This window comes from Legionella drozanskii LLAP-1 (assembly GCF_001467585.1).
In the GTDB taxonomy this organism is placed as follows: Bacteria; Pseudomonadota; Gammaproteobacteria; order Legionellales; family Legionellaceae; genus Tatlockia; species Tatlockia drozanskii.
Map to the genome: position 1 here is coordinate 1 of NZ_LNXY01000004.1, position 19,488 is coordinate 19,488.

Here is a 19,488-nt window from a genome sequence, read left to right on the forward strand (position 1 = left end):
GAGACAGCGCTACGCGCACCCGAGCATCCTGAGGCTCTCGAAGGACTCAGCCCGAACGGATCGAGCTACTGATTAGAGCAACAGCTATTTTTATTCAAAAAAAGTGACGATACCTCAGGGCCTTGGCCCAACACTTCCTAACCTTTAATCTCGGCGTTTTCTAATACTTTTTCAGCTTGTGCAGCACGATGTTTAGCTACAGCGTCTCGGTATTCTGGGTATTTATTGCCAAGAATTTGAGCCGCCATAATGGCAGCGTTGATAGCACCTGCTTTGCCGACAGCGAGCGTGCCTACTGGTATGCCAGCGGGCATTTGAACAATTGATAAAAGCGCATCAAGGCCGTTGGTAAAGGTAGAAGAAGGCATCGGAACGCCTAAAACTGGCACTAAGGTTTTGGCTGCAACTACCCCGGGTAAATGCGCGGCACCACCTGCTGCGGCAATAAAAATTTCTACACCGCGTTGTTCTGCCGATTTGAGATATTCAAATAAAGCATCTGGAGTACGATGAGCAGAAAGAGCTCGCACTTCGTGGGGAATATTTAAGCTATCCAGTGTACGACTGGCTTCTTCCATAATTGTCCAATCTGATTTTGAACCCATTAATATCGATACTAATGCATTTACCATAATAGCCTCGTTGATTGATGTCTATGTAATTTTAATGTCGCTTCCTTTGCCATAACCCTCAGATGAAACTTTTTTTATAGCCTCGACTAAGGTTTTTCCTTCCAGTTGTTGTACACGATCCCGCAAAATTTCAGGCGTATCATCGACTAAAACTGTACATTTCTTTTGTAAAATAATAGGGCCTGCGTCGACTTGTTCAGTCACAAAATGCACGGTGCATCCGGTTTCAGTTTCCCCTGCATCTAATACGGCTTTGTGAACCTCTAAATTCATTAATCCCGCATGCGCAGGCAAGAGAGAGGGGTGAATATTAATTATTTTGTTTTGCCATTGCGTAACAAATTCTGCGGACAAAATTCGCATGTAGCCTATCAAAACAATCAGCTCAATCTTATGTTGTTTGAGGAGTTGAGATAATTGACGATCGAAGTCTTCGCGGCTTAGACCCTGAGGATTGGCAAACGTCGATTTAATCCCAAAACCATGAGCTCGCTCCAAAATCAGTGCATCAGGTTTATTGCTAACAACGAGTTCTATTGATGCTGCAAGCTCATGTTTGTTCATGGCTTCGATTAGTGCATTTAGATTAGTTCCCCGTGTAGAACCCAATACTGCTAAACGAATCATGAGGTTCGTAGCCTCAACATATCGTCAATACGACGTTGAATTAATTCTTTGGTGCCAATATCTGCACGATGAAACAACGGGCCTTCAACTAAAGAAATTTCTTTTTCAGCGAGAACTTCGGCTTCAAAAATGGTGTCGGCAATTCCAACATAAGCGGCTGTGCGCGAACCTGCGGCCAAGAGTTGGTCATTCGTTTCATGGACTGAAGCAAGATATAAATGAGCCTGATCTTCTACTTTTGAAATGTCGATAGGGAAATCTTTTCTCGGTGAATCGGGGTAGCCCTCAGGAACAGCATACTTACAAACTGTGGCTTGATTAGAAAAGAGAATTTCATGTTTAACTAAATTTCCCTTGACCATTGCTTGGCAAAGAGCCAGAAAATCAGATTCCAAAATGGATAAAACATTCAAGGCTTCCGGATCACCAAAGCGGGCATTAAATTCAATCACATAAAGGCCATTTTTAGTCGCAATAAAGCTACCGTATAAAATACCAATGTATTTTTCTTTGCACTCCGTCGTTAATGCGTTGAAAACCTCATTATTAATGGCTAAGGCCTCTTCCACTTCAAGCACTTGGAGAAAAGGTAAGCGATGATTAGCATCTGAATAACTACCCATGCCACCGGTGTTCGGGCCTAAATCACCACTATAAGCTCGCTTATGATCTTGAACTAAAGGCATAGGAATCAATTTTTGCCCGTCGGCAAAACACATGAAAGAAAATTCCTGGCCAATTAATTTTTCTTCAACAATAAAGGTTTGGTTTTTTGCAAGAATTTCCTCGCAAAAAGCGATCGCGTCGACGAAAGAATGAATATGTTCGCCAGCGACTTTTACGCCTTTTCCTCCCATCAAACCATTGGCTTTAATGACATAATTACCGTCACCCAATTCGTAAAGAAAAGATTCGAGCTTGCTGAGGCTGGAAAATTTTTGATACCGGGGTAGGCCGGCAATTTTATATTTCTGCATTAAATCACGGGCAAATTCTTTTGAGGTTTCGATTTGTGCCAACGATTTTTTAGGGCCAATAGTTGGTATGCCAGCTTGCCACAACTCATCTGCCAGACCTTTTTCAAGCGGAGCTTCGGGACCAATAATAGCTAGTTCAATTCCCCATGATTGAGCCTCGGCTAATACAGCTGCACAATCGGTAATATCGCCTACTTGATATTGTTGAGTGCATTGTTTGATCCCCGGATTAATCGTTGTGCCATAGCAATACAAAGAAGGCTTTTGGGGAGAGCGATCTAAGGCTTTAATGATCGCGTGTTCACGTGCACCTGAACCTATTACAAGAATTTTCATTCAGGGAAATCCTCTACCTTTTCAGGGTTAGTAAGTCGACTTGCTTCTCGCTGTTTTTCTAATTGTTGCATTCTTTCCGAAGTTATTTTATTGCAAAAATAATCTCCGTCCATACAAGCCATGCACGGTTTTTTGATTTGTTCACCACGTCGGGTAACCGCTTCAATTAAATTGTCTTTTGATTGGTACATTAACGCATCGACACCAAGATATTTGGCAATTTCCTCTTCGGTTTGATTAGCTGCAATCAGTTCTTTACGCGAAGGGATATCAATGCCGCTAAAGCAGGGATTTTTCAAAGGCGGAGAAGTGGAGGCAAAATAGATTTTCTTCGCGCCATATTCTCTTACCATTTTAACAATTTCCTGGGAAGTTGTGCCACGAACGATACTATCATCAACTATCATGACGATTTTATTTTCAATTTCAGTACGCTGAGGCGTTAATTTGTAACGGATGCTACGACTACGCGTCTTTTGGTTAGGCATAATAAAGGTTCGACCTATGAAGGGATTTTTATATAAGCCTTCAGAATATCTAACCCCTAGTTCATGAGCAAAAGAGAGGGCCGCGGTATTCGCCGTCGAAGGAGCGGGAATTACCACATCAGGAATGAGATCCGGATATTTATTCTTCCACTGCTGTGCTAAATTTTGCCCCATTCGTAAGCGGGCACGATAAACACTGACATTATTAAGTGTTGCATCAGGACGAGCAAAATAGACATATTCAAAAACGCAAGGTCTGAACTCGGCCGTTTTAATGATGCGGCGATAAAGTTTACCGGATAAATCCACATAAGCGACTTCACCGGGTTGAATATCCCCTTGAGGCGTAAATCCTAGGGTGTAAAAAGGAGTTGTTTCTGATGCAAAAATAGTATCGACAGTTCCATCAGAGTTTTCTCGTGTTCCCCACACGAGTGGGCGTATGCCATGGGGATCACGAAAAGCTACCAATCCTTTGCCAATAATGACGGATACGATAGAGTAAGCTCCTTCCATGCGTTTAAATATATGGCCAACTCCTTTGCATAGCAATTCAAAGAATTTATCATCGTCTTCATCCCCATGGGAAACACTTGATAATTGATCGGCGAGCATTAATAGGACGGCTTCTGAGTCCAGCGTAGAATTAAGGTGGCGATGCTGCTTTAAGCGAATTTCGTCCGCTAACTCGGGATAGTTGGCGATGTTGCCGTTATGAGCAAGCGCAATACCCCGTGGACTACCAATCCACAAAGGTTGCACATCGGATTCAGTGTACCCTCCAGCTGTGGGATAGCGCACATGGCCAATACCGATATTTCCTTTTAGTGCCAAGACCTTTTCGGGGGTGAAAATTTCACGCACTAAGCCAAGACCATGTTTGGTGTAGAATCGCTGGTCGCAGGTCAATATTCCTGCAGCATCTTGACCTCGATGTTGCAGGTGAATGAGACTCTCGTAGAGTTCAGAAGCGACTGGCTCTTGACTGTAAATGCCAACTATCCCACACATTTTTGATTACCTTAAAAAATTTGCAATATTTCTCATAATCCGTTGCTCAAAAGGTTCCTGATGCTCAGCGAAACTGAACTGCTTAGCTGTTATTTTTTCATAGAGCTGGATATAACGAGAAGATAATTCTTCAACTAATTCCTGCGGTGCTTCAGGTAGGTTTTTATCGTTGTAAGGATCAGAGTTTTTAGTAAACCATAATCGCAGAAATTCCTTATCGATATTTTCAGGTTCTAAACCTTCAGCAATACGAGCTTCATAACTATCCGCTAACCAATAACGGCTCGAATCGGGAGTATGAATTTCATCCACAACAATAATTTTTCCATTGGCATCTCGGCCAAATTCATATTTTGTATCTACCAAAATGAAACCGTGTTGCTCAGCCAACTCAACACCACGTTGATATAATTTAAGAGCAAGGGCACTAGCCTCTAACCAATCGTCTTCATTCATCCAGCCTTCGGAGATAATTTCCGCAGGAGAAATAGGACGGTCATGAATTTTTTCTTTGGTCGTTGGAGTTAAAAGGGGTTGCTCCAGTTTTTGATTCTTCTTCAATCCTTCAGGGAAAGGAATACCACAATATTCTCGGACTCCCTTTTGATATTGTGTCCATAAAGACGTACTTGTAGTGCCGCTGATATAACCTCTGACTACGAATTCAATCGGAAAAACGCTACATTTTTTAGCGATAACGACATTGGGATCGGGAACAGCAATAATATGATTCGGGATTAAATTCGCTGTTTGTTCAAACCACCAGGCACTGGTTAAATTCAGCACAGCTCCTTTGAAAGGAATAAGCGCTAAAGGTCGATCGAAAGCGGTGAGGCGGTCTGTTGTAATCAGCAGGATGTGCTCGCCCAAATCATAGGAATCTCTCACCTTGCCGCGATATTGATTACCAATAGGCAAATTGGTTTGGTCGAGACAAAAAGGAATTGCGTTTTTAATTTTTTGTCGATAATCAGACTTTGTAGAGGTAGTATTCGTGAGCATATGGATTCCCAATAATATTAGTTAATAAAATACTGTCCATTAACCCAGTGAGGTCAGTCTCTTCAGATTTAAATTGCCATACGACACCATGCTTAATTAGTTTGACCTGTTGCTGGATTGAGTAATCTGTCTTTAGTGTTTGTAGTGTTTGCTGTCCTTTGAGATCTTCTTTAGCGCGGACTAAATAAGCTAGAGTTTCATCAGAACAAACTTCCTCGGAACCGACTTCGCGCTCTTTTCGATCGGAATATAAAAGACCTGATTTTTTGAGGAGATCCAGACTTTCTTGCGTGTCACAGTCAATTTCCCAATGGTCAAAGCGAGTGACTGTCACTGGAAAACCTAGTCGTCTTAAGGTTTTTTGCACGGTTAGCGCTTGATTATCAGTAATAATTAATTTAACTAAGCACTGATGGCTACTAGGAATTTTAGAAAAAATCTTGGGACTAAGCTGATTTTTAGGCGCTTCAGCCACTTGCTTGGATTCTTTATGTTGCTCGATGAGGTAATCGCGCATGGATTGAAAAATAGGATCGCCATTCACAGTACGTTCAGGATGCGGCATCATCGCCATGACATTACCAGCTTGATTGGAAAGAGCGGCAATATTGCCTGCAGAACCATTCGGATTAATCGGAAAATTATCAATAATCTCGCCTTCGGCATCACAATATTGAAAAAGGTTTAAACCTTGTTCTTCAAGCTTTTTCAATAAAGAATCCGACATGAGAAAACGTCCTTCTGCGTGGGCAATGGGAAGCTCAATGATGTCTTGAGGAGAAAGATATTTTGTAAAGGCATTATGCTGGTGGTTAGAGGCTAAACGCATGTGTGCCCAGGCATTGTAAAAGCCTGTGCCGACTATTTTGCCGTCGACAATGCGTTTATTTTCAGTGAGCGCCATACTTTCATGATTATGCTCAAGCCCTGGTACTAAACCGGATTCAAGCAGTATTTGCGCTCCATTACAAATCCCCAGGATAGGTTTAGCTTGTCTACTTTGGATTTTTATTTCTTGGATAACTGGGTCAAGGGCGGCAATAATTCCGGCACGAGAACGATCTTCATAGGAAAAACCACCCACGATAATATAGCCATCTAGACTTCGCAGTTTGTCTAAGGGTTCATTCCATAAAAATTCAATAGGCTCCATGCCGGCACGTTTAACGGCTAATGCGGTTTCGCGTTCGCAATTTGAACCTGGAAATTGAATTAATCCGATACGTATCATAGTAATTTTACCTTTTGCTCACCTTTGACGACTCGACCAATTTCGTAAAGCGGAAAAGCAGGGAATTGAGCTAAAACTTCACGAATAGGCGCTAGTGTTTCGGGGGCTAAGAAGAGAACTAAGCCTGCGCCCATGTTAAAAGTACGATACATTTGATTATCATCTAAACTACCCAGCTTCCGTAAAAGATTAAAAATAGGCAGTTCTGGGATTTGATTTTTATGAATTTCTACAGCGCAATTTTGAGGTAAGATGCGAGGTATATTTTCTAATAAGCCACCGCCTGTAATGTGCGCCATCCCTTTAATAGGAATATTTTTTTCTAAAATACTTAAAACCGGATTGGTATAGTTAAGATGGGGCGTTAAAAGTTCTTCGCCAATACTATGAGTGAAATCTTGAAATTGCGACTCGACTCGATATCCTGCAACTTCAAACAGTAACTTTCTAGCCAGGGAATACCCATTGGTATGCAATCCACTGGATGGGAAAGTGGCAACGATATCCCCTTCGGCAATCGTTTTCCCTTCAATGGCTTTTGCTTTCTCCACCACCCCGGTAACAACGCCGACTAAATCAAATTCACCAGGAAGATAAGTACCTGGCATTTCAGCCGTTTCGCCGCCGACAAGAGAAATATTATTTTCTCTACAGGCTAGGGCCATACCGTTGATAATTTCTTCTACAATTTCCGGTTTTAGTTTGTCATTAGCAATATAATCAAGCAGAGTGAGGGGTTTTGCTCCGAGAACAATAATGTCATTGGTTGTTGCGCTGACCAAATCCATGCCAATGGTATCGAATTTCTGCATCATTTTCGCAACCATCATTTTCGTCCCGACCCCATCGATACTTTGTACCAGAACAGGGTGTTCATAATCGTTGACGAGGCTTTTGATATCGTACATCGCGCCAAAACTACCAATTCCGGTAAGCACTTGCGGTGAGAAGGTTGTTTCTACCGATTTTTTTATTCGACGAACTGCTTCGTTACCCGCTTCAACGTCTACGCCTGCCGCTTTATAATCAATAGTTGCCATTATATGAGCCTCTCAATTAAACCTTTTTCCCAGGCAGTGCTTGCTGCACTAATTGGTAAATTTATGACGGAATTTAATACTAAAACAGGTTCTACAGTTGTTTCGCCGATAGTTTCAAAGGAAACAGAATAACCCTTGAATAATTGTTCGACTGCGCCTACCTGTTGTGGCGAAACCTCGAGAACAAATCCTCCGCTTTCAGAAAATAGCTTTTTATCAGTGGGAAGCTCGCCAGGAATGGTAACCTTGGCCCCAATTTTATTTTTAAAACTCATCTCAGCCAGAGTGACTGCAATGCCACCCTCAGAAATATCATGAGCCGATAAAATCAAACCGTTTTGAATAGCTAAATGCACTGCGGCTATTTCATTGGCAAAGCTAGTAAGATTAGGCTTAGGTAACTGACTGCCTAGTTGGTTATGAAGCTGATAATAAACACTACCGCCGCATTCATCTTTACGCTCGCCTATCATCAGCAACACGGAATTAGGCTGCTTTAAATCGTAGCGAATTGTTTTTGCATAATCATTCATTGCTCCAACACAACTAATAATCGGGCTTGGAGGAATGGCGCCTTGCAGCGATTCGTTATAAAGAGACACATTTCCTGAGATAATCGGTAAATTAACCTCAGTATTATCCAGCATTTTGACTGCTTTACAGGCATCCACAATACCTCGTACCGCATCAACAAATTCACCCATTTGCTCTGGGTTTTCAGGATTGCCAAAACAGAGGCAGTCCGTTAGAGCAAGAGGCCAAGCGCCGACTGCTACAATATTACGCACGGATTCAATCACTGCGTTAACAGCACCCCAGTAGGCGTCAATCTTATTGTAACGAGGATTATGATCAACCGATAAAGCGACACCCGTTTTGCGAATTTCTTCAGGGTATTTATCTTCATTAAAGGGAGCGATGACGCCGGCATCGGCCCAACCCGGTTCGATGACTGAGCGACCCTGAACTTGTTTATCATAAGTTTCGTAAATGGGGGCGCGTGAAGCAATATTTTCATGGGCTAAAAGCTTAAGTAATAAGGCATTGTAATCATCGACAGTGAAGGCGGAAGGTTCGCTATGTGATTGTTTTTTAGCACAATAAGGGCGGTCATAAAGAATGCCTTGAGTAATATCTTCTGCTTTGGCTGACACGATTTCTTTGCCGTTTGACCTAACAACATATAAGCCGTCATTTCTAAGTTTACCGATGACCGTTGCTTGTGCGCCATCACAAATGTCTGGCAAGGCAAAACGTTTATTGTAATGTGTTAAAAAAGTATCCACCAAATCTTGAGGAACGACCCACATAAAACGCTCTTGGGTTTCTGAGCATAAGATAACGGCAGGTAATAAATTTTTCATGCTCGTAGGAACAAGGTCAAGGTTGATTTCTGCGCCATAACCAGCGGCTTCTGCTAATTCGACACTCGCACAAGCAACGCCGCCTGCGCCTAAATCTTTAAAACCTACCCGATCGATTAAATTGTTCTCACGCAGCCACTCAAACATTGCATAATTGGCTTTAAGAACATGTCGTTGTAAAAAAGCATTGGGTTCTTGTACGGCACCTTTATTTTCTTCTTGCTCTTCTTCGCTAAGGGTTGCAGAAGCAAAAGCAGCACCACCGAAACCGCTATTATCGGTTGGTTTACCCACTAAAATAAATTGATAATCTTTGGCGTTTGCGGGAGCGTAAGAATGGATAATTTGGTCTTCTCTCACCACACCGAGAGTCACGACAGTGACTAAACAATTTTCGTTATAAGCTTCGTCATAATAAACATCGCCTGCTAAGTTAGGGATCCCTAAAGGGTTGGCATAACCCGCGATACCGCGGACAACACCTTGCTGGATCCATTTTGTTTTAGGTCGATTGATATCACCAAACCGTAAACTATCGGCCACGGCAATGACTTCAGCGCCCATACAGCAGACATCACGAACATTCCCACCCACCCCGGTGGCGGCGCCTTCGTAAGGAACGAGTTGCGATGGATGATTGTGAGATTCATGACTGACCACAATGCCATAGCGTCGATTTTGTTTATCCGTAGCAACGGCAACAATACCTGCATCTTCTTTAGGTCCTAAGATGACGTGAGGGGCGTTTGTAATGAACTGATTGAGGTGTTTGCGGCTACTTTTATAGGAACAATGCTCTGAACCCTGAATGGACCATAATACGCATTCCGCGTAAGTGGGGGGGCGCTTTAATAAAGAGGTTTGGATCGTAAGCGCTTCATCCACGGTGAGCCGTAAGTTGAATGTTTTGAGCAGGTTGGCAATCTCAGTTGAGGATAGCTGAGAAAAATCAAAAAAATCCGGCGTTTCTTGCATGTCCAGGTACTAGCTAAGCAAAACGTGAAATATTTTAACCTTATTTCATAAAAAAATCAAATGCTCTTGTTTTTAAACACAATTTTTGGTAGTTGAACAGTTGAGGTTATATCTCATAGGTTTAACGTAGCAAACTGTCTTGAGAATTTCTCTTTATACGCAAGCGAATCCCGACCGGGATTTACCGGATTGTAGCGTAACCATAATATTCTTTCACAGAGAAGGATAATCCGTATAACCTTTCGCATCACCACCGTAAAACGTGGCTACATCCGCTTGATTCAAAGGTGCATTTTGTTTGAAACGCTCCACCAAATCCGGGTTTGCAATATAAGGTTTGCCGAAAGCAACCAGGTCAGCATAGCCACTCTCAATGGCTTCGATAGCCATTTCGTAGGTGTAGCCATTATTGACCATCCATGCCCCTTTGAACTCACGCCGGAAGGCATGAAAATCGAACCCATTAAATTCCCGTCCTCCTCCTGTTGCGCCTTCAATCACATGAATATAAGCGAGGTTTAATCGGCTCATTTCCCTGACCAGTGGAAAAAATACTGCCTTAGGCGAGCTATCTACAGCATCGTTGACAGGAGTCACTGGTGAAAGGCGTATTCCGGTACGCGGTGCACCAATTTCGCCTATAACCGCTTCGACAACCTCAATTGCAAAACGCAGGCGATTGGGGATCGATCCGCCATAGCGGTCGGTGCGATGATTGCTGTGATCACTGAGAAATTGCTGGATAAGGTAGCCATTCGCAGCATGAAGTTCTACTCCATCAAACCCTGCATCCATCGCATTTTTTGTTGCTTTGCGATAATCATCTATTATGGTCGAAATCTCACTTAATTCGAGTGCTCGCGGCATGCCTATTTCAACAAAGTTGCCTGTTTCGATAAAAGTGCGCTGCTTATTGGGGGAAATTGCTGAAGGAGCTACGGGTTGACCACCCTGCGGTTGCAAAGTTGGGTGTGAAATTCTGCCCACATGCCAGAGCTGTGCAAAAATAGCTCCTCCTTTTGCATGAACGGCATCGGTGATGCGTTTCCAACCAGCGACCTGCTCCTGAGAATAGATTCCTGGGGTCCAAGCATATCCTTTCCCCGTTGGCGAAATTTGGGTCGCTTCAGAAATAATAAGCCCTGCGCTTGCTCGTTGCCTATAGTATTCGACATTCAGTTGCTGTGGTACATCGCTTTCATGAATTGCGCGATTACGTGTGAGGGGCGCCATAACAATTCTATTTCTTAAATGAAGACCAGCTAAATTAAATGGGCTAAATAAAACTTGAGAATCCTGATTCATAAATAGTCCTTTTTATGTGCTGTTTAAAAACAGTCGTCCAAAGTCGGATTTAATTATAGACAATTAATCAACTGATTCTTCGACAGGCCTTATATTTTGGGGAGCAGTCTGTATTTTATGCGACTGCATTAATTTTAAAAAGGCAATGATTGCATCCAATTCCTCTGCCGATAATAGCTTTTCTGTAAAAGGAAACATTTTATCGTTTTTCATAAAACGTACCGACTGAGGATTACGAATAAACTTCCTGAGCTGCGCTTCGGAAAAGTACTCCAAGACATTGCTAGGAAAATTGAGATCAGGCCCCAGTTCTAGGTTGCCAACAAGATTAATGGAATGGCAAACACCACACTTAGCAGAAAACTGTTCGAGTCCTTGCGCTTCTTGGCCTGAGCTATTTGCCGGAAGGAGGCTGGAAAATGGGTTTTGATCAGTCGTGCTGATGGATTCAGTACCAAAAACCCAATCAGTCTGCGGGACTTTTTCTCCTTGCCAAATTAAATAAAAAGGGCCGACGGAGCGATGTATCTTAGCAAAAATAGGCCAAGGCTTATTCGGTTCTTCAATCGCAAGATATGCGGTTGAAGCCCTTGTTTTGTCGCAAGGATAGATGCGGTGTAAGTTGAAATAAGAAATATATTTATCAAAAGCCTGAACTTTCAGAATAGGTCCTACTTTTTTATTATTTATATTAAGCAAAGTGCATAAAGGAATTGCTTTTAAATCGAAAGATTGGTTGGGGTAAGTGGGCAAATGAGCTTGTTTAATAGTCACTAGGTTAGGATTGGTTAATAAGGCTTCTGAAGTATAGGATGTTTCTTGACCATTGATATTAATGGTTAATGGTTTTTGTGCGAAACAAATCGAGCTCCAGGCGAGCATTAAACTAAGAAGGAGGACAGTCTGCTTCATGCACTTCTCTGATTTTCATAACATATTGAGAAATCTAACATAGCTGATATTAAACAGCTACCTTCTTTTAATAGCTTGAGAAACTTGTGTTTAGTTAAGGGGGGAGAGCCTATCATTCCCTTTCTATGTTTGCTCCTTTATACCATTGGTTGCCTATACAAGAGGCTGGGTATCGATGCTTCGATTTTTATCGATGAGTAAAATATGATTAGGAGGTACATCTCTCCAGTCCGCTTTAAGGTCTGTTAGTATTTCTGAGCTGATAACAATCGCTTCATGGTTGTCTTCATGGCGATGTTCAAAAATGCATTGGCCAGAGAAAAAATGCAAGGTTTCGGGTAACGAGTTTACATCAGTGCAGTAACGAGTAGCAATGATTCGCTCGCCATCCGTAAGACAAAGGTTATAGTATGAGGCATTTTCTTTGCTGTAATAAGCAACCAAATCATTAATCTGAAAAATAGTTTCTTTTAAAGTATCAGCAACAACCGAGAGTTGGCTCAAATCTCTTCCTTTGGACAACTGTAAAAATAAGGCGAATAAATGCTCGGAATCAGTTTCACCTTGAATCCAATCATAAATATCATCATCTAACAAATGACGAAGATGACGTTTTACCATGAGAAAATCACTAATATCACCGTTATGCATCAACATCCATTTACCGTTAATAAAAGGATGGCAATTATAGTTGGTTACCCCACCAGTTCCAGCAGCACGTACATGGGCAAAGAAGCAAGGCGATTTAATTTTAGCCGTTAGATTCAGTAAATTTCTATCATTCCAGGCAGGAAACACCGAAGTAAATAAAGCGGGTTCAGGGCTTACCTCCGGCGCATACCAACCCAGGCCAAAACCATCTCCATTGGTAGGAACGCTGCTTTCTCGTGCATGTAAACTCTGCATGATAATAGAATTAGTGGGTTTTACTAAAATATGATTCAGTAAAACGCCGGTACCAAAGTAAGCGACGAATCGGCACATGGTGATATTATCCTTGCAGTGGGCTAGTTACTTAAATTATAGTTGGTTTGCATTATCCTGGTTGGTTCTGAAATATTTTTTGTTAAGCTACGAGGACGCTGAGCTTTGGCCAACCTCTATCGGATTTGTTGGGCTGAGCCCGGCCTACGATATCGGATTGAATTTCCATTTCTTATAGAGCCATTTCAAAGTGCCATCAGCGCGAATAGTAACCAAGCCTGCATTTAAACGGCGTAAAATCTCTGCGTTTTGCCCTTTTTTAAAAGCAAGAGCTAAAGGAAATTCTGCGAACATTTTTTTGGGTATCGTCACTTTGTCTGCATAAGATTGATTAATCATGGCCTTTCCGACTTGAAAATTAAGTGCTGCAGCATCTGCTTTCCCACTCACAATGTAATCAAAACATTTCTCATAGTTTTCGGTAATAACTAAATTAATTGCTGGAGCAGTTTCTTCAATATAAGTTGCATAAGGTCCGGTTTTAGGTGTAACGACTATCTTGCCTGATAAGGCAGCAAGATTCGGGGGAGTGGATTCTGATTTTCTCACAAAAAAAGCACCGCCAGTCTTAACCAAAGGCAGACTAAAATCATAGGATTTTTGTCGTTCTGTTGTAATCGCTAGCGGTACGATGGCTTCTGCGCGTCCATCGTTCAAGGCTTTTTGTACTTGAGCAAAAGGAACAGGAATAAATTGAATATTGATTTTTTGCTTTGCCGCTGCTGTTTTTAGAATATCGACTATAAGGCCTACTGAGCGGCCATTCTTCACGTAAACAAACGGAGGATAATTACTTTGATGCGCAATATGCACAGTCTCGGTCGCAGCATGAAGTTGTAAGCTAGTTAGAAAAGTGAGTGCGATTAAAATTAAACGTTTGAGCATAGGGAACTCCCTGTTTTTGTAAACCATAATGAGCACAGTCAAAGTGGGCTAAATTATCTTACGATGTTTCTTAATACGCAACAGGGGAGCAATGGAGCATTAGCTTGGATTAGGCTAAAGATTTAGTAAATTTAGCTTTATGATTCTTTTATTGCTTCCAGAAATATTATCTATAATTAATTCATTAGATCGCTCCAGAGGAAATCATGTTTTTAATTAAATTAATTTTGATGAGCATGATTGTATTTTTGCCGTTCAATAGTATGGCGGCCATTATGGCTAACAATCCTGAATTAAACGCAGCTGTTTTAAATGCAGTCGTGCAAGTAATGAAAGAATGCTATGAAGTCAGACATCTCTCAGGGACTCATTTGGCAAAATGCACGCTCGATATAATGCATCAGAGTGAATTTTATAATCCGGGGAACTATAGAGTTTTTCTCACAGGAGATGTTCCCGGCAATTCTACATTGGTTATTAGTAACGAATCAGGTTATGTTCTCACTTGTGCGGTATCTGCTAACCAAAAATTGCGAGTTAGTAATTGCATCAGCAATCAAAAATATCCATTAACAAAGGGGCAAGAGTTGTCTATCACACCTCCCTAAGTCATAAGAAGGCACAATATGTTGAGTAAGTCGGGACTTGTGCCGACTTTCGCTAATTACAATACCACTTCGTTTCACTCCCAATAGAATAAACTTCATTATCACCAATGATTAAATGATCAAGTAAACGAACATCAACTAATTCCAAAGCCTGATGAAGTCCTTGTGTCATCGCGATATCTTGTTCACTGGCTTCGGCTAAACCTGAAGGGTGATTGTGTGCAAGAATAAGAGCGGCAGCATTTAGTTTAAGAACTTGCGCAATGATTGGCCGCAGATAAACACTCGCTGCATTAATAGTGCCGGTAAATAATTCTTCATAAGCCAGTACACGATGCTGGCTATCAAGAAATAGAGCGACCACGGTTTCATTTTTTTTGTCCCGTAATCGTCGCTTCAAATAGACATGGGTTTGTTGGGAGTTAGTTAATTGGATATCTTTTTGTAAACTAATAAAATCACTGCGGCGACAAATTTCACGTACGGCTTGTAATTGTAAATACCGTACTAGGCCTAATCCTGCTACTTTGTTAAACGCATGCAGATCGGCATTCAGGATAGATCGCAAATCACCCAACTGTTTAATTAAATCAACGGCTAGTTGTAAGCAAGATTTTTTAGCACTACCAGAGCTAATAAAAACAGCCAGTAGTTCCGCATCGGAGAGACTTTGTACGCCTTGGATGAGGAGTTTTTCACGGATGCGCAAAGGTTGTGTTGGTTGCAAACAGGTCATTTGTTATTCCTTTATGACGAGGTTTGTGGTTTGATCGCAGGTATTCTTATTAAAAATAGAAAACCATGCAAGATTTTATTAATAAAAAAATTCTACTTGGGATTTGTGGAGGGATAGCGGCATATAAATCAGCTTATTTGGTGCGTGAACTGTCCCGATTAGGCGCGCGAGTACGGGTGGTGATGACTGAGTCGGCGCAGCAATTTATTTCCCCATTAACGCTGCAGGCCTTAGGTGCTGAAGATATACGTTCTAGTTTGTTCGATCAGCAAGCAGAACGGGCAATGGGGCATATTGAGTTAGCGCGCTGGGCTGATTATCTAGTAATTGCGCCTGCTACAGCGAATTGTTTGGCAAAAATGGCCAATGGTTTAGCCGACGATCTCTTAACGACTCTCTATTTAGTTGCTGACACGCCGGTGATTGCTTGTCCTGCGATGAACCGATCGATGTGGGCACATCCAGCGACACAAGCCAATTGTCAGCTCTTAACTCAACGAGGCGTCATCTTGTTTGGGCCTGGAGAGGGCTCGCAAGCTTGTGGCGAGGAAGGTTTTGGGCGTATGGCTGAGGTTCATTCTATTGTGAATGCGCTAAGATTATATGAGGTGAATCAGCTTTTGCTTGGACAGAAACTAATCATTACTGCGGGACCTACCCGTGAATCCATCGATCCGGTACGTTTTATTAGTAATAACAGTTCGGGAAAAATGGGATACGCCCTTGCTGAGGCTGCACATTTAGCAGGTGCGAAAGTGATTTTAATTAGTGGACCTACTAGTCTTCCTCCGCCAATTGGCGTTGAGTTTTATCAGGTTGATACAGCGAAAGCCATGCAGGAAGCTGTTCTACAGCATTTACAAAAAGGAAGCATCTTTATTGGCACTGCTGCAGTGGCCGATTACGCTGTGCAAGAACCCGCGAAAGTTAAAATAAAAAAACAAACCAATTCCGAGTTAACGCTAAAACTAAACCGCAACCCAGATATTTTGAGTGAAGTGGTAACCAGTGGTAAAGCGGCTTATGTGGTTGGTTTCGCAGCAGAAACGTCGCAAGTACTCCAACATGCCAAAGAGAAGTTATTAACTAAAAAATTAGACATGATTATTGCGAACCAAGTAGGCAACGGAATTGGTTTTGACGTTGATACCAATCAAGTGACTATCTTGACTAAAAATGAGCAAACCGAACTTCCGTTGACCCATAAAACACGGCTTGCAAGTCAAATTATTGCAATCCTTGCAGCAAGTATTCAAAATACTGACCATCGAAAATCTGGGGAATAGTATGGAACAAGCGATTCAATTGAAAATTTTAGATCCACGCGTAGGAGACACCATCGCATTACCGAGTTATGCAACCTCAGGTTCAGCAGGTCTTGATTTGCGCGTTTGTATAGACAGTCCACTGCAAATTGCCCCTCAGGAAACTGTTTTATTACCCACAGGTCTGGCAATTTATATTGCGGATCCTAATTTGGCCGCTGTGATTTTACCTCGTTCAGGTTTAGGTCATAAGCATGGAATTGTTTTGGGAAATTTGGTTGGTTTAATAGATTCGGATTATCAAGGCGAATTAAAAATCTCCTGTTGGAATCGTAATCAAGAACATTTTACGGTAAATCCAGGTGAGCGTATCGCGCAATTAGTTTTCTTACCTGTCGTGAGAGCGGCTTTTCAGGTCGTTGACACTTTTATAGAAACTAGTCGTGGTCATGGTGGCTTTGGTAGTTCAGGGAGAGAATGATGATTTATCAAGAGAAGCAAGTAGAGCGCTCAGTATTTAGAGCCTATGATATTCGTGGTGTGATAGGTAAGCAGTTGAATGAAGATGATTTTTATTCAATAGGCAGAGCGATTAGTTGCCGTCTTCACGAGTTAAAGCGCGATAAAATATTTATCGCTCGGGATGGTCGGCTAACCAGTGATAGTTTAGCCGCTGCTTTAAAGCAAGGTTTGCTGAATAGTGGTATCACAGTGATCGATTTAGGGGCGGTCGCAACGCCAGTCATGTATTACGCGACAAATACCCAAGGCGTCGATTCCGGATTAATGGTAACTGGTAGTCATAATCCTGCCGATTACAATGGTATTAAGATGGTATTGGCTGGCAAAACCTTGGTGCAAACAGACATTGATCAACTTTACGAGTTAACGATAGCTGGCCGTTTTCAAAATGGTCAAGGAAAATCACTCTCGCTTGACATTATTCCAGACTACATCAACCGTATTGTGGGTGATATTAAATTGCATCGCCGCCTTAAAGTCGCAGTTGATTGTGGTAATGGTATTGTTGGACCCATCACGCCTCAAGTTCTGACTGCCTTGGGTTGTGAAGTGATCCCCTTATATTGTGAAGTGGATGGCCGTTTTCCCAATCATCACCCTGATCCTACCATTGAAGCAAATCTGGCTGATTTAAAGAAAGCAGTTGCTCAACATCAAGCCGATATTGGTCTTGCGTTTGATGGGGATGCCGATCGTTTAGGTGTCATCACTAATCAAGGCGAAGTGATTTGGCCAGATCGATTGCTTATGTACTATGCACGCGATGTTTTGAAGCGTAATAAAGGTGCGACTATCGTTTATGATGTGAAATGCTCAAGTCATCTAGCACGTGTTATTGAAGAAGCCGGAGGGGTTGCTAGAATGTGTCCCACCGGGCACTCCATTGTGAAAGGCGTGATGAAAGAAGAGCATGCTGCTTTAGCGGGGGAAATGAGTGGTCATCTTTTCTTCAAAGACCGTTGGTATGGTTTTGATGATGCCCTTTATAGTGCCTGTCGCTTACTAGAAATTATTAGCTTGAGCCCTAAGCCAGTAAACGAACAGTTCGCGACAATCCCAAACAGTGTTAATACGCCGGAAATAAAGATTCCTATCGCTGAAGAAGATAAATTTTCTTTCATGCAGCGCTTTAGTGAGCAGGCTAAATTTCCAAATGCGAACATTATTACTATTGATGGCTTAAGAGTTGAGTTTCCGCACGGTTGGGGGTTATTGCGCGCGTCAAATACAACGCCTTGCTTAGTGGCTCGCTTTGAGGCAAAAGATCAAGAAAGCTTGAAACAAATCCAGATTTTATTTAAATCAGAGCTTCAAGGTATTGATAAGGATTTAGTCGTTTCTTTCTAAAAATAGTTCAGAACCCGCGGTCAAGCCGCGGGAATTCACCAGTGAGCATCCTAGGATCTTGGCTCAACATTGAACCTACTTTAATCACCCAATAACCCTTTGATTTTAAACACAGTATATACAAAGTAAAATAAAAATCGTTATACTGATTCATTCGTTATGAAGTAGTGCTATGTTTAAATAGAATACACGTTACCTATTTTACTTACCTATGTCGTTTTTGCTTCAAACAATTTGTATAAATTAAGAAAAACATTTTCTTTAGCTAAAACAGCTGAGCGGGAGAAAAAATGATGCAAACAACCGAAACAATATGGCATAACGGAAAATTCGTACCGTGGGCCGATGCAAAAATCCATGTCTTATCCCACACTCTGCATTATGGTGGCGGCGCTTTTGAGGGAATTCGCTTTTATAATACCGAAAAAGGGCCGGCGATATTTCGTTTGCAGGACCATGTCGATCGTCTTTTTTATTCTGCGGCTACTTTGAAAATGGAATTAGCTTACTCCAAAGAAGAGGTCATTTCTGTCATTAAAGAGGTCGTTAGAAATAACAATATTGACGAAGGTTACATTCGCCCCCTTGCTTTTTATGGTTACAGTAAAATGGGTGTTAATCCTATTGGTAATCCAGTCGAGTTTGTCATTGCCTGTTGGCCCTGGGGAGCGTATCTTCCGCATGATAGTATTGATATTAAAGTAAGTAGTTATATACGAATCCACCCTGATTCCACAGTTGTTGATGCCAAATTATGTGGTCATTATGTTAATGGGATTTTAGCGTCCCTTGAGTTGCAAGGAACTCATTATCATGAGGCTTTGTTTTTAGACAGCAAGGGTTATATTACTGAGGGGGTAGGGGAGAATTTTTTCCTCGTAAAAAATGGGGTTATCTATACTCCTAAATTAGGAGGGATACTTTCTGGAATTACTCGCGATACGATTATAAAGCTTTCGAGAAATTTGGGCTTCAATGTCATCGAGCAAGATCTGACGCTTGAAGACGCTTATCAAGCGGATGAGGCGTTTTTTACAGGTACTGCTGCGGAAGTCACCGCAATCCGCTCTATTAATGACCAAATATTAGCTCAAGCCGATGAGAGGAAAATCACCTCAACAATTAAGAAGGCTTATATGGACCTTGTGAAAGGGAAAAATGATGATTCTTTACATTATTTGACTTATATCGAGCGTCTGTAGTTTAGTTGGCGTTACTGTCAAATGTCGTGAGTTGTTCGG

At 41.8% G+C, this 19,488-nt stretch carries 18 protein-coding genes; 5 read left to right on the forward strand and 13 right to left on the reverse strand.

The genetic code is table 11. The features are described 5' to 3' along the window. Positions 1 to 137: 137 nt before the first annotated feature. From purE to Ldro_RS02830, 12 genes are all read right to left on the reverse strand, one after another. Positions 138 to 632 (reverse strand): 5-(carboxyamino)imidazole ribonucleotide mutase, encoded by a 495-nt coding sequence (purE, locus tag Ldro_RS02775; RefSeq protein ID WP_058494911.1) that lies wholly within the window; start codon positions 630 to 632, stop codon positions 138 to 140. A 21-nt stretch (positions 633 to 653) separates the two neighbouring features. Continuing rightward, positions 654 to 1,259: a phosphoribosylglycinamide formyltransferase gene (gene purN, locus Ldro_RS02780; protein ID WP_058494912.1), complete on the reverse strand. Its 606-nt coding sequence runs from the start codon at positions 1,257 to 1,259 to the stop codon at positions 654 to 656. Further along, positions 1,256 to 2,572 (reverse strand): phosphoribosylamine--glycine ligase, encoded by a 1,317-nt coding sequence (gene purD, locus Ldro_RS02785; protein ID WP_058494913.1) that lies wholly within the window; start codon positions 2,570 to 2,572, stop codon positions 1,256 to 1,258. The genes purN and purD overlap by 4 nt, the downstream gene beginning before the upstream one ends. Further along, positions 2,569 to 4,071 carry an amidophosphoribosyltransferase gene (gene purF / locus Ldro_RS02790; protein WP_058494914.1) on the reverse strand — a complete coding sequence of 501 codons (1,503 nt, stop codon included), beginning with the start codon at positions 4,069 to 4,071 and terminating at the stop codon, positions 2,569 to 2,571. The genes purD and purF overlap by 4 nt, the downstream gene beginning before the upstream one ends. A 6-nt stretch (positions 4,072 to 4,077) precedes the next feature. Continuing rightward, positions 4,078 to 5,073: a phosphoribosylaminoimidazolesuccinocarboxamide synthase gene (locus tag Ldro_RS02795; RefSeq protein ID WP_058494915.1), complete on the reverse strand. Its 996-nt coding sequence runs from the start codon at positions 5,071 to 5,073 to the stop codon at positions 4,078 to 4,080. Further along, a complete protein-coding gene (gene purQ / locus Ldro_RS02800) occupies positions 5,042 to 6,304 on the reverse strand; it encodes a phosphoribosylformylglycinamidine synthase I (RefSeq protein WP_058494916.1) in 1,263 nt (420 codons plus the stop codon). The genes Ldro_RS02795 and purQ overlap by 32 nt, the downstream gene beginning before the upstream one ends. After that, positions 6,301 to 7,344 (reverse strand): phosphoribosylformylglycinamidine cyclo-ligase, encoded by a 1,044-nt coding sequence (gene purM / locus Ldro_RS02805; RefSeq protein ID WP_058494917.1) that lies wholly within the window; start codon positions 7,342 to 7,344, stop codon positions 6,301 to 6,303. Before purM ends, purQ begins: the two co-directional genes overlap by 4 nt. Continuing rightward, on the reverse strand, positions 7,344 to 9,683 hold the full coding sequence (purL, locus tag Ldro_RS02810) for a phosphoribosylformylglycinamidine synthase subunit PurL (protein WP_058494918.1): 2,340 nt from the start codon (positions 9,681 to 9,683) through the stop codon (positions 7,344 to 7,346). The genes purM and purL overlap by 1 nt, the downstream gene beginning before the upstream one ends. Positions 9,684 to 9,896: 213 nt before the next feature. After that, on the reverse strand, positions 9,897 to 10,988 hold the full coding sequence (locus Ldro_RS02815; protein WP_058494919.1) for an alkene reductase: 1,092 nt from the start codon (positions 10,986 to 10,988) through the stop codon (positions 9,897 to 9,899). Between the two features lie 63 nt (positions 10,989 to 11,051). Then, positions 11,052 to 11,900, reverse strand: a complete 849-nt coding sequence (locus tag Ldro_RS02820; protein WP_058494920.1) for a c-type cytochrome — start codon at positions 11,898 to 11,900, stop codon at positions 11,052 to 11,054. A gap of 153 nt (positions 11,901 to 12,053) precedes the next feature. After that, positions 12,054 to 12,884 (reverse strand): class II glutamine amidotransferase, encoded by an 831-nt coding sequence (locus Ldro_RS02825; protein ID WP_058494921.1) that lies wholly within the window; start codon positions 12,882 to 12,884, stop codon positions 12,054 to 12,056. 144 nt (positions 12,885 to 13,028) lie between these two features. Continuing rightward, positions 13,029 to 13,769 (reverse strand): substrate-binding periplasmic protein, encoded by a 741-nt coding sequence (locus tag Ldro_RS02830; RefSeq protein ID WP_058494922.1) that lies wholly within the window; start codon positions 13,767 to 13,769, stop codon positions 13,029 to 13,031. A 206-nt stretch (positions 13,770 to 13,975) separates the two neighbouring features. On the opposite strand from Ldro_RS02830, the gene Ldro_RS02835 reads away from it, so the two are divergent. Next, the gene (locus Ldro_RS02835) at positions 13,976 to 14,377 is read left to right on the forward strand and encodes a hypothetical protein (protein ID WP_058494923.1); all 402 of its coding nucleotides are present in this window, start codon (positions 13,976 to 13,978) and stop codon (positions 14,375 to 14,377) included. Positions 14,378 to 14,429: 52 nt separating this feature from the next. On the opposite strand, the gene radC is transcribed toward Ldro_RS02835, so the two are convergent. Then, positions 14,430 to 15,113 (reverse strand): RadC family protein, encoded by a 684-nt coding sequence (gene radC, locus Ldro_RS02840; RefSeq protein ID WP_058494924.1) that lies wholly within the window; start codon positions 15,111 to 15,113, stop codon positions 14,430 to 14,432. Positions 15,114 to 15,178: 65 nt separating this feature from the next. Here radC and coaBC point away from each other — a divergent pair, with 65 nt between their 5' ends. The 4 genes from coaBC (at position 15,179) to Ldro_RS02860 (ending at position 19,449) form a co-directional block, all read left to right on the forward strand. Beyond that, entirely contained in the window at positions 15,179 to 16,399 is a 1,221-nt protein-coding gene (gene coaBC / locus Ldro_RS02845) for a bifunctional phosphopantothenoylcysteine decarboxylase/phosphopantothenate--cysteine ligase CoaBC (protein WP_058494925.1), read from the forward strand. A 1-nt stretch (position 16,400) separates the two neighbouring features. Continuing rightward, positions 16,401 to 16,859: a dUTP diphosphatase gene (gene dut / locus Ldro_RS02850; RefSeq protein ID WP_058494926.1), complete on the forward strand. Its 459-nt coding sequence runs from the start codon at positions 16,401 to 16,403 to the stop codon at positions 16,857 to 16,859. Beyond that, complete coding sequence (locus Ldro_RS02855) at positions 16,859 to 18,247, forward strand: phosphomannomutase/phosphoglucomutase (protein WP_058494927.1); 1,389 nt, start codon at positions 16,859 to 16,861, stop codon at positions 18,245 to 18,247. Before dut ends, Ldro_RS02855 begins: the two co-directional genes overlap by 1 nt. Before the next feature lie 290 nt (positions 18,248 to 18,537). Beyond that, positions 18,538 to 19,449 (forward strand): branched-chain amino acid transaminase, encoded by a 912-nt coding sequence (locus Ldro_RS02860; protein ID WP_058494928.1) that lies wholly within the window; start codon positions 18,538 to 18,540, stop codon positions 19,447 to 19,449. The last annotated feature ends 39 nt before the right edge of the window (positions 19,450 to 19,488 follow it).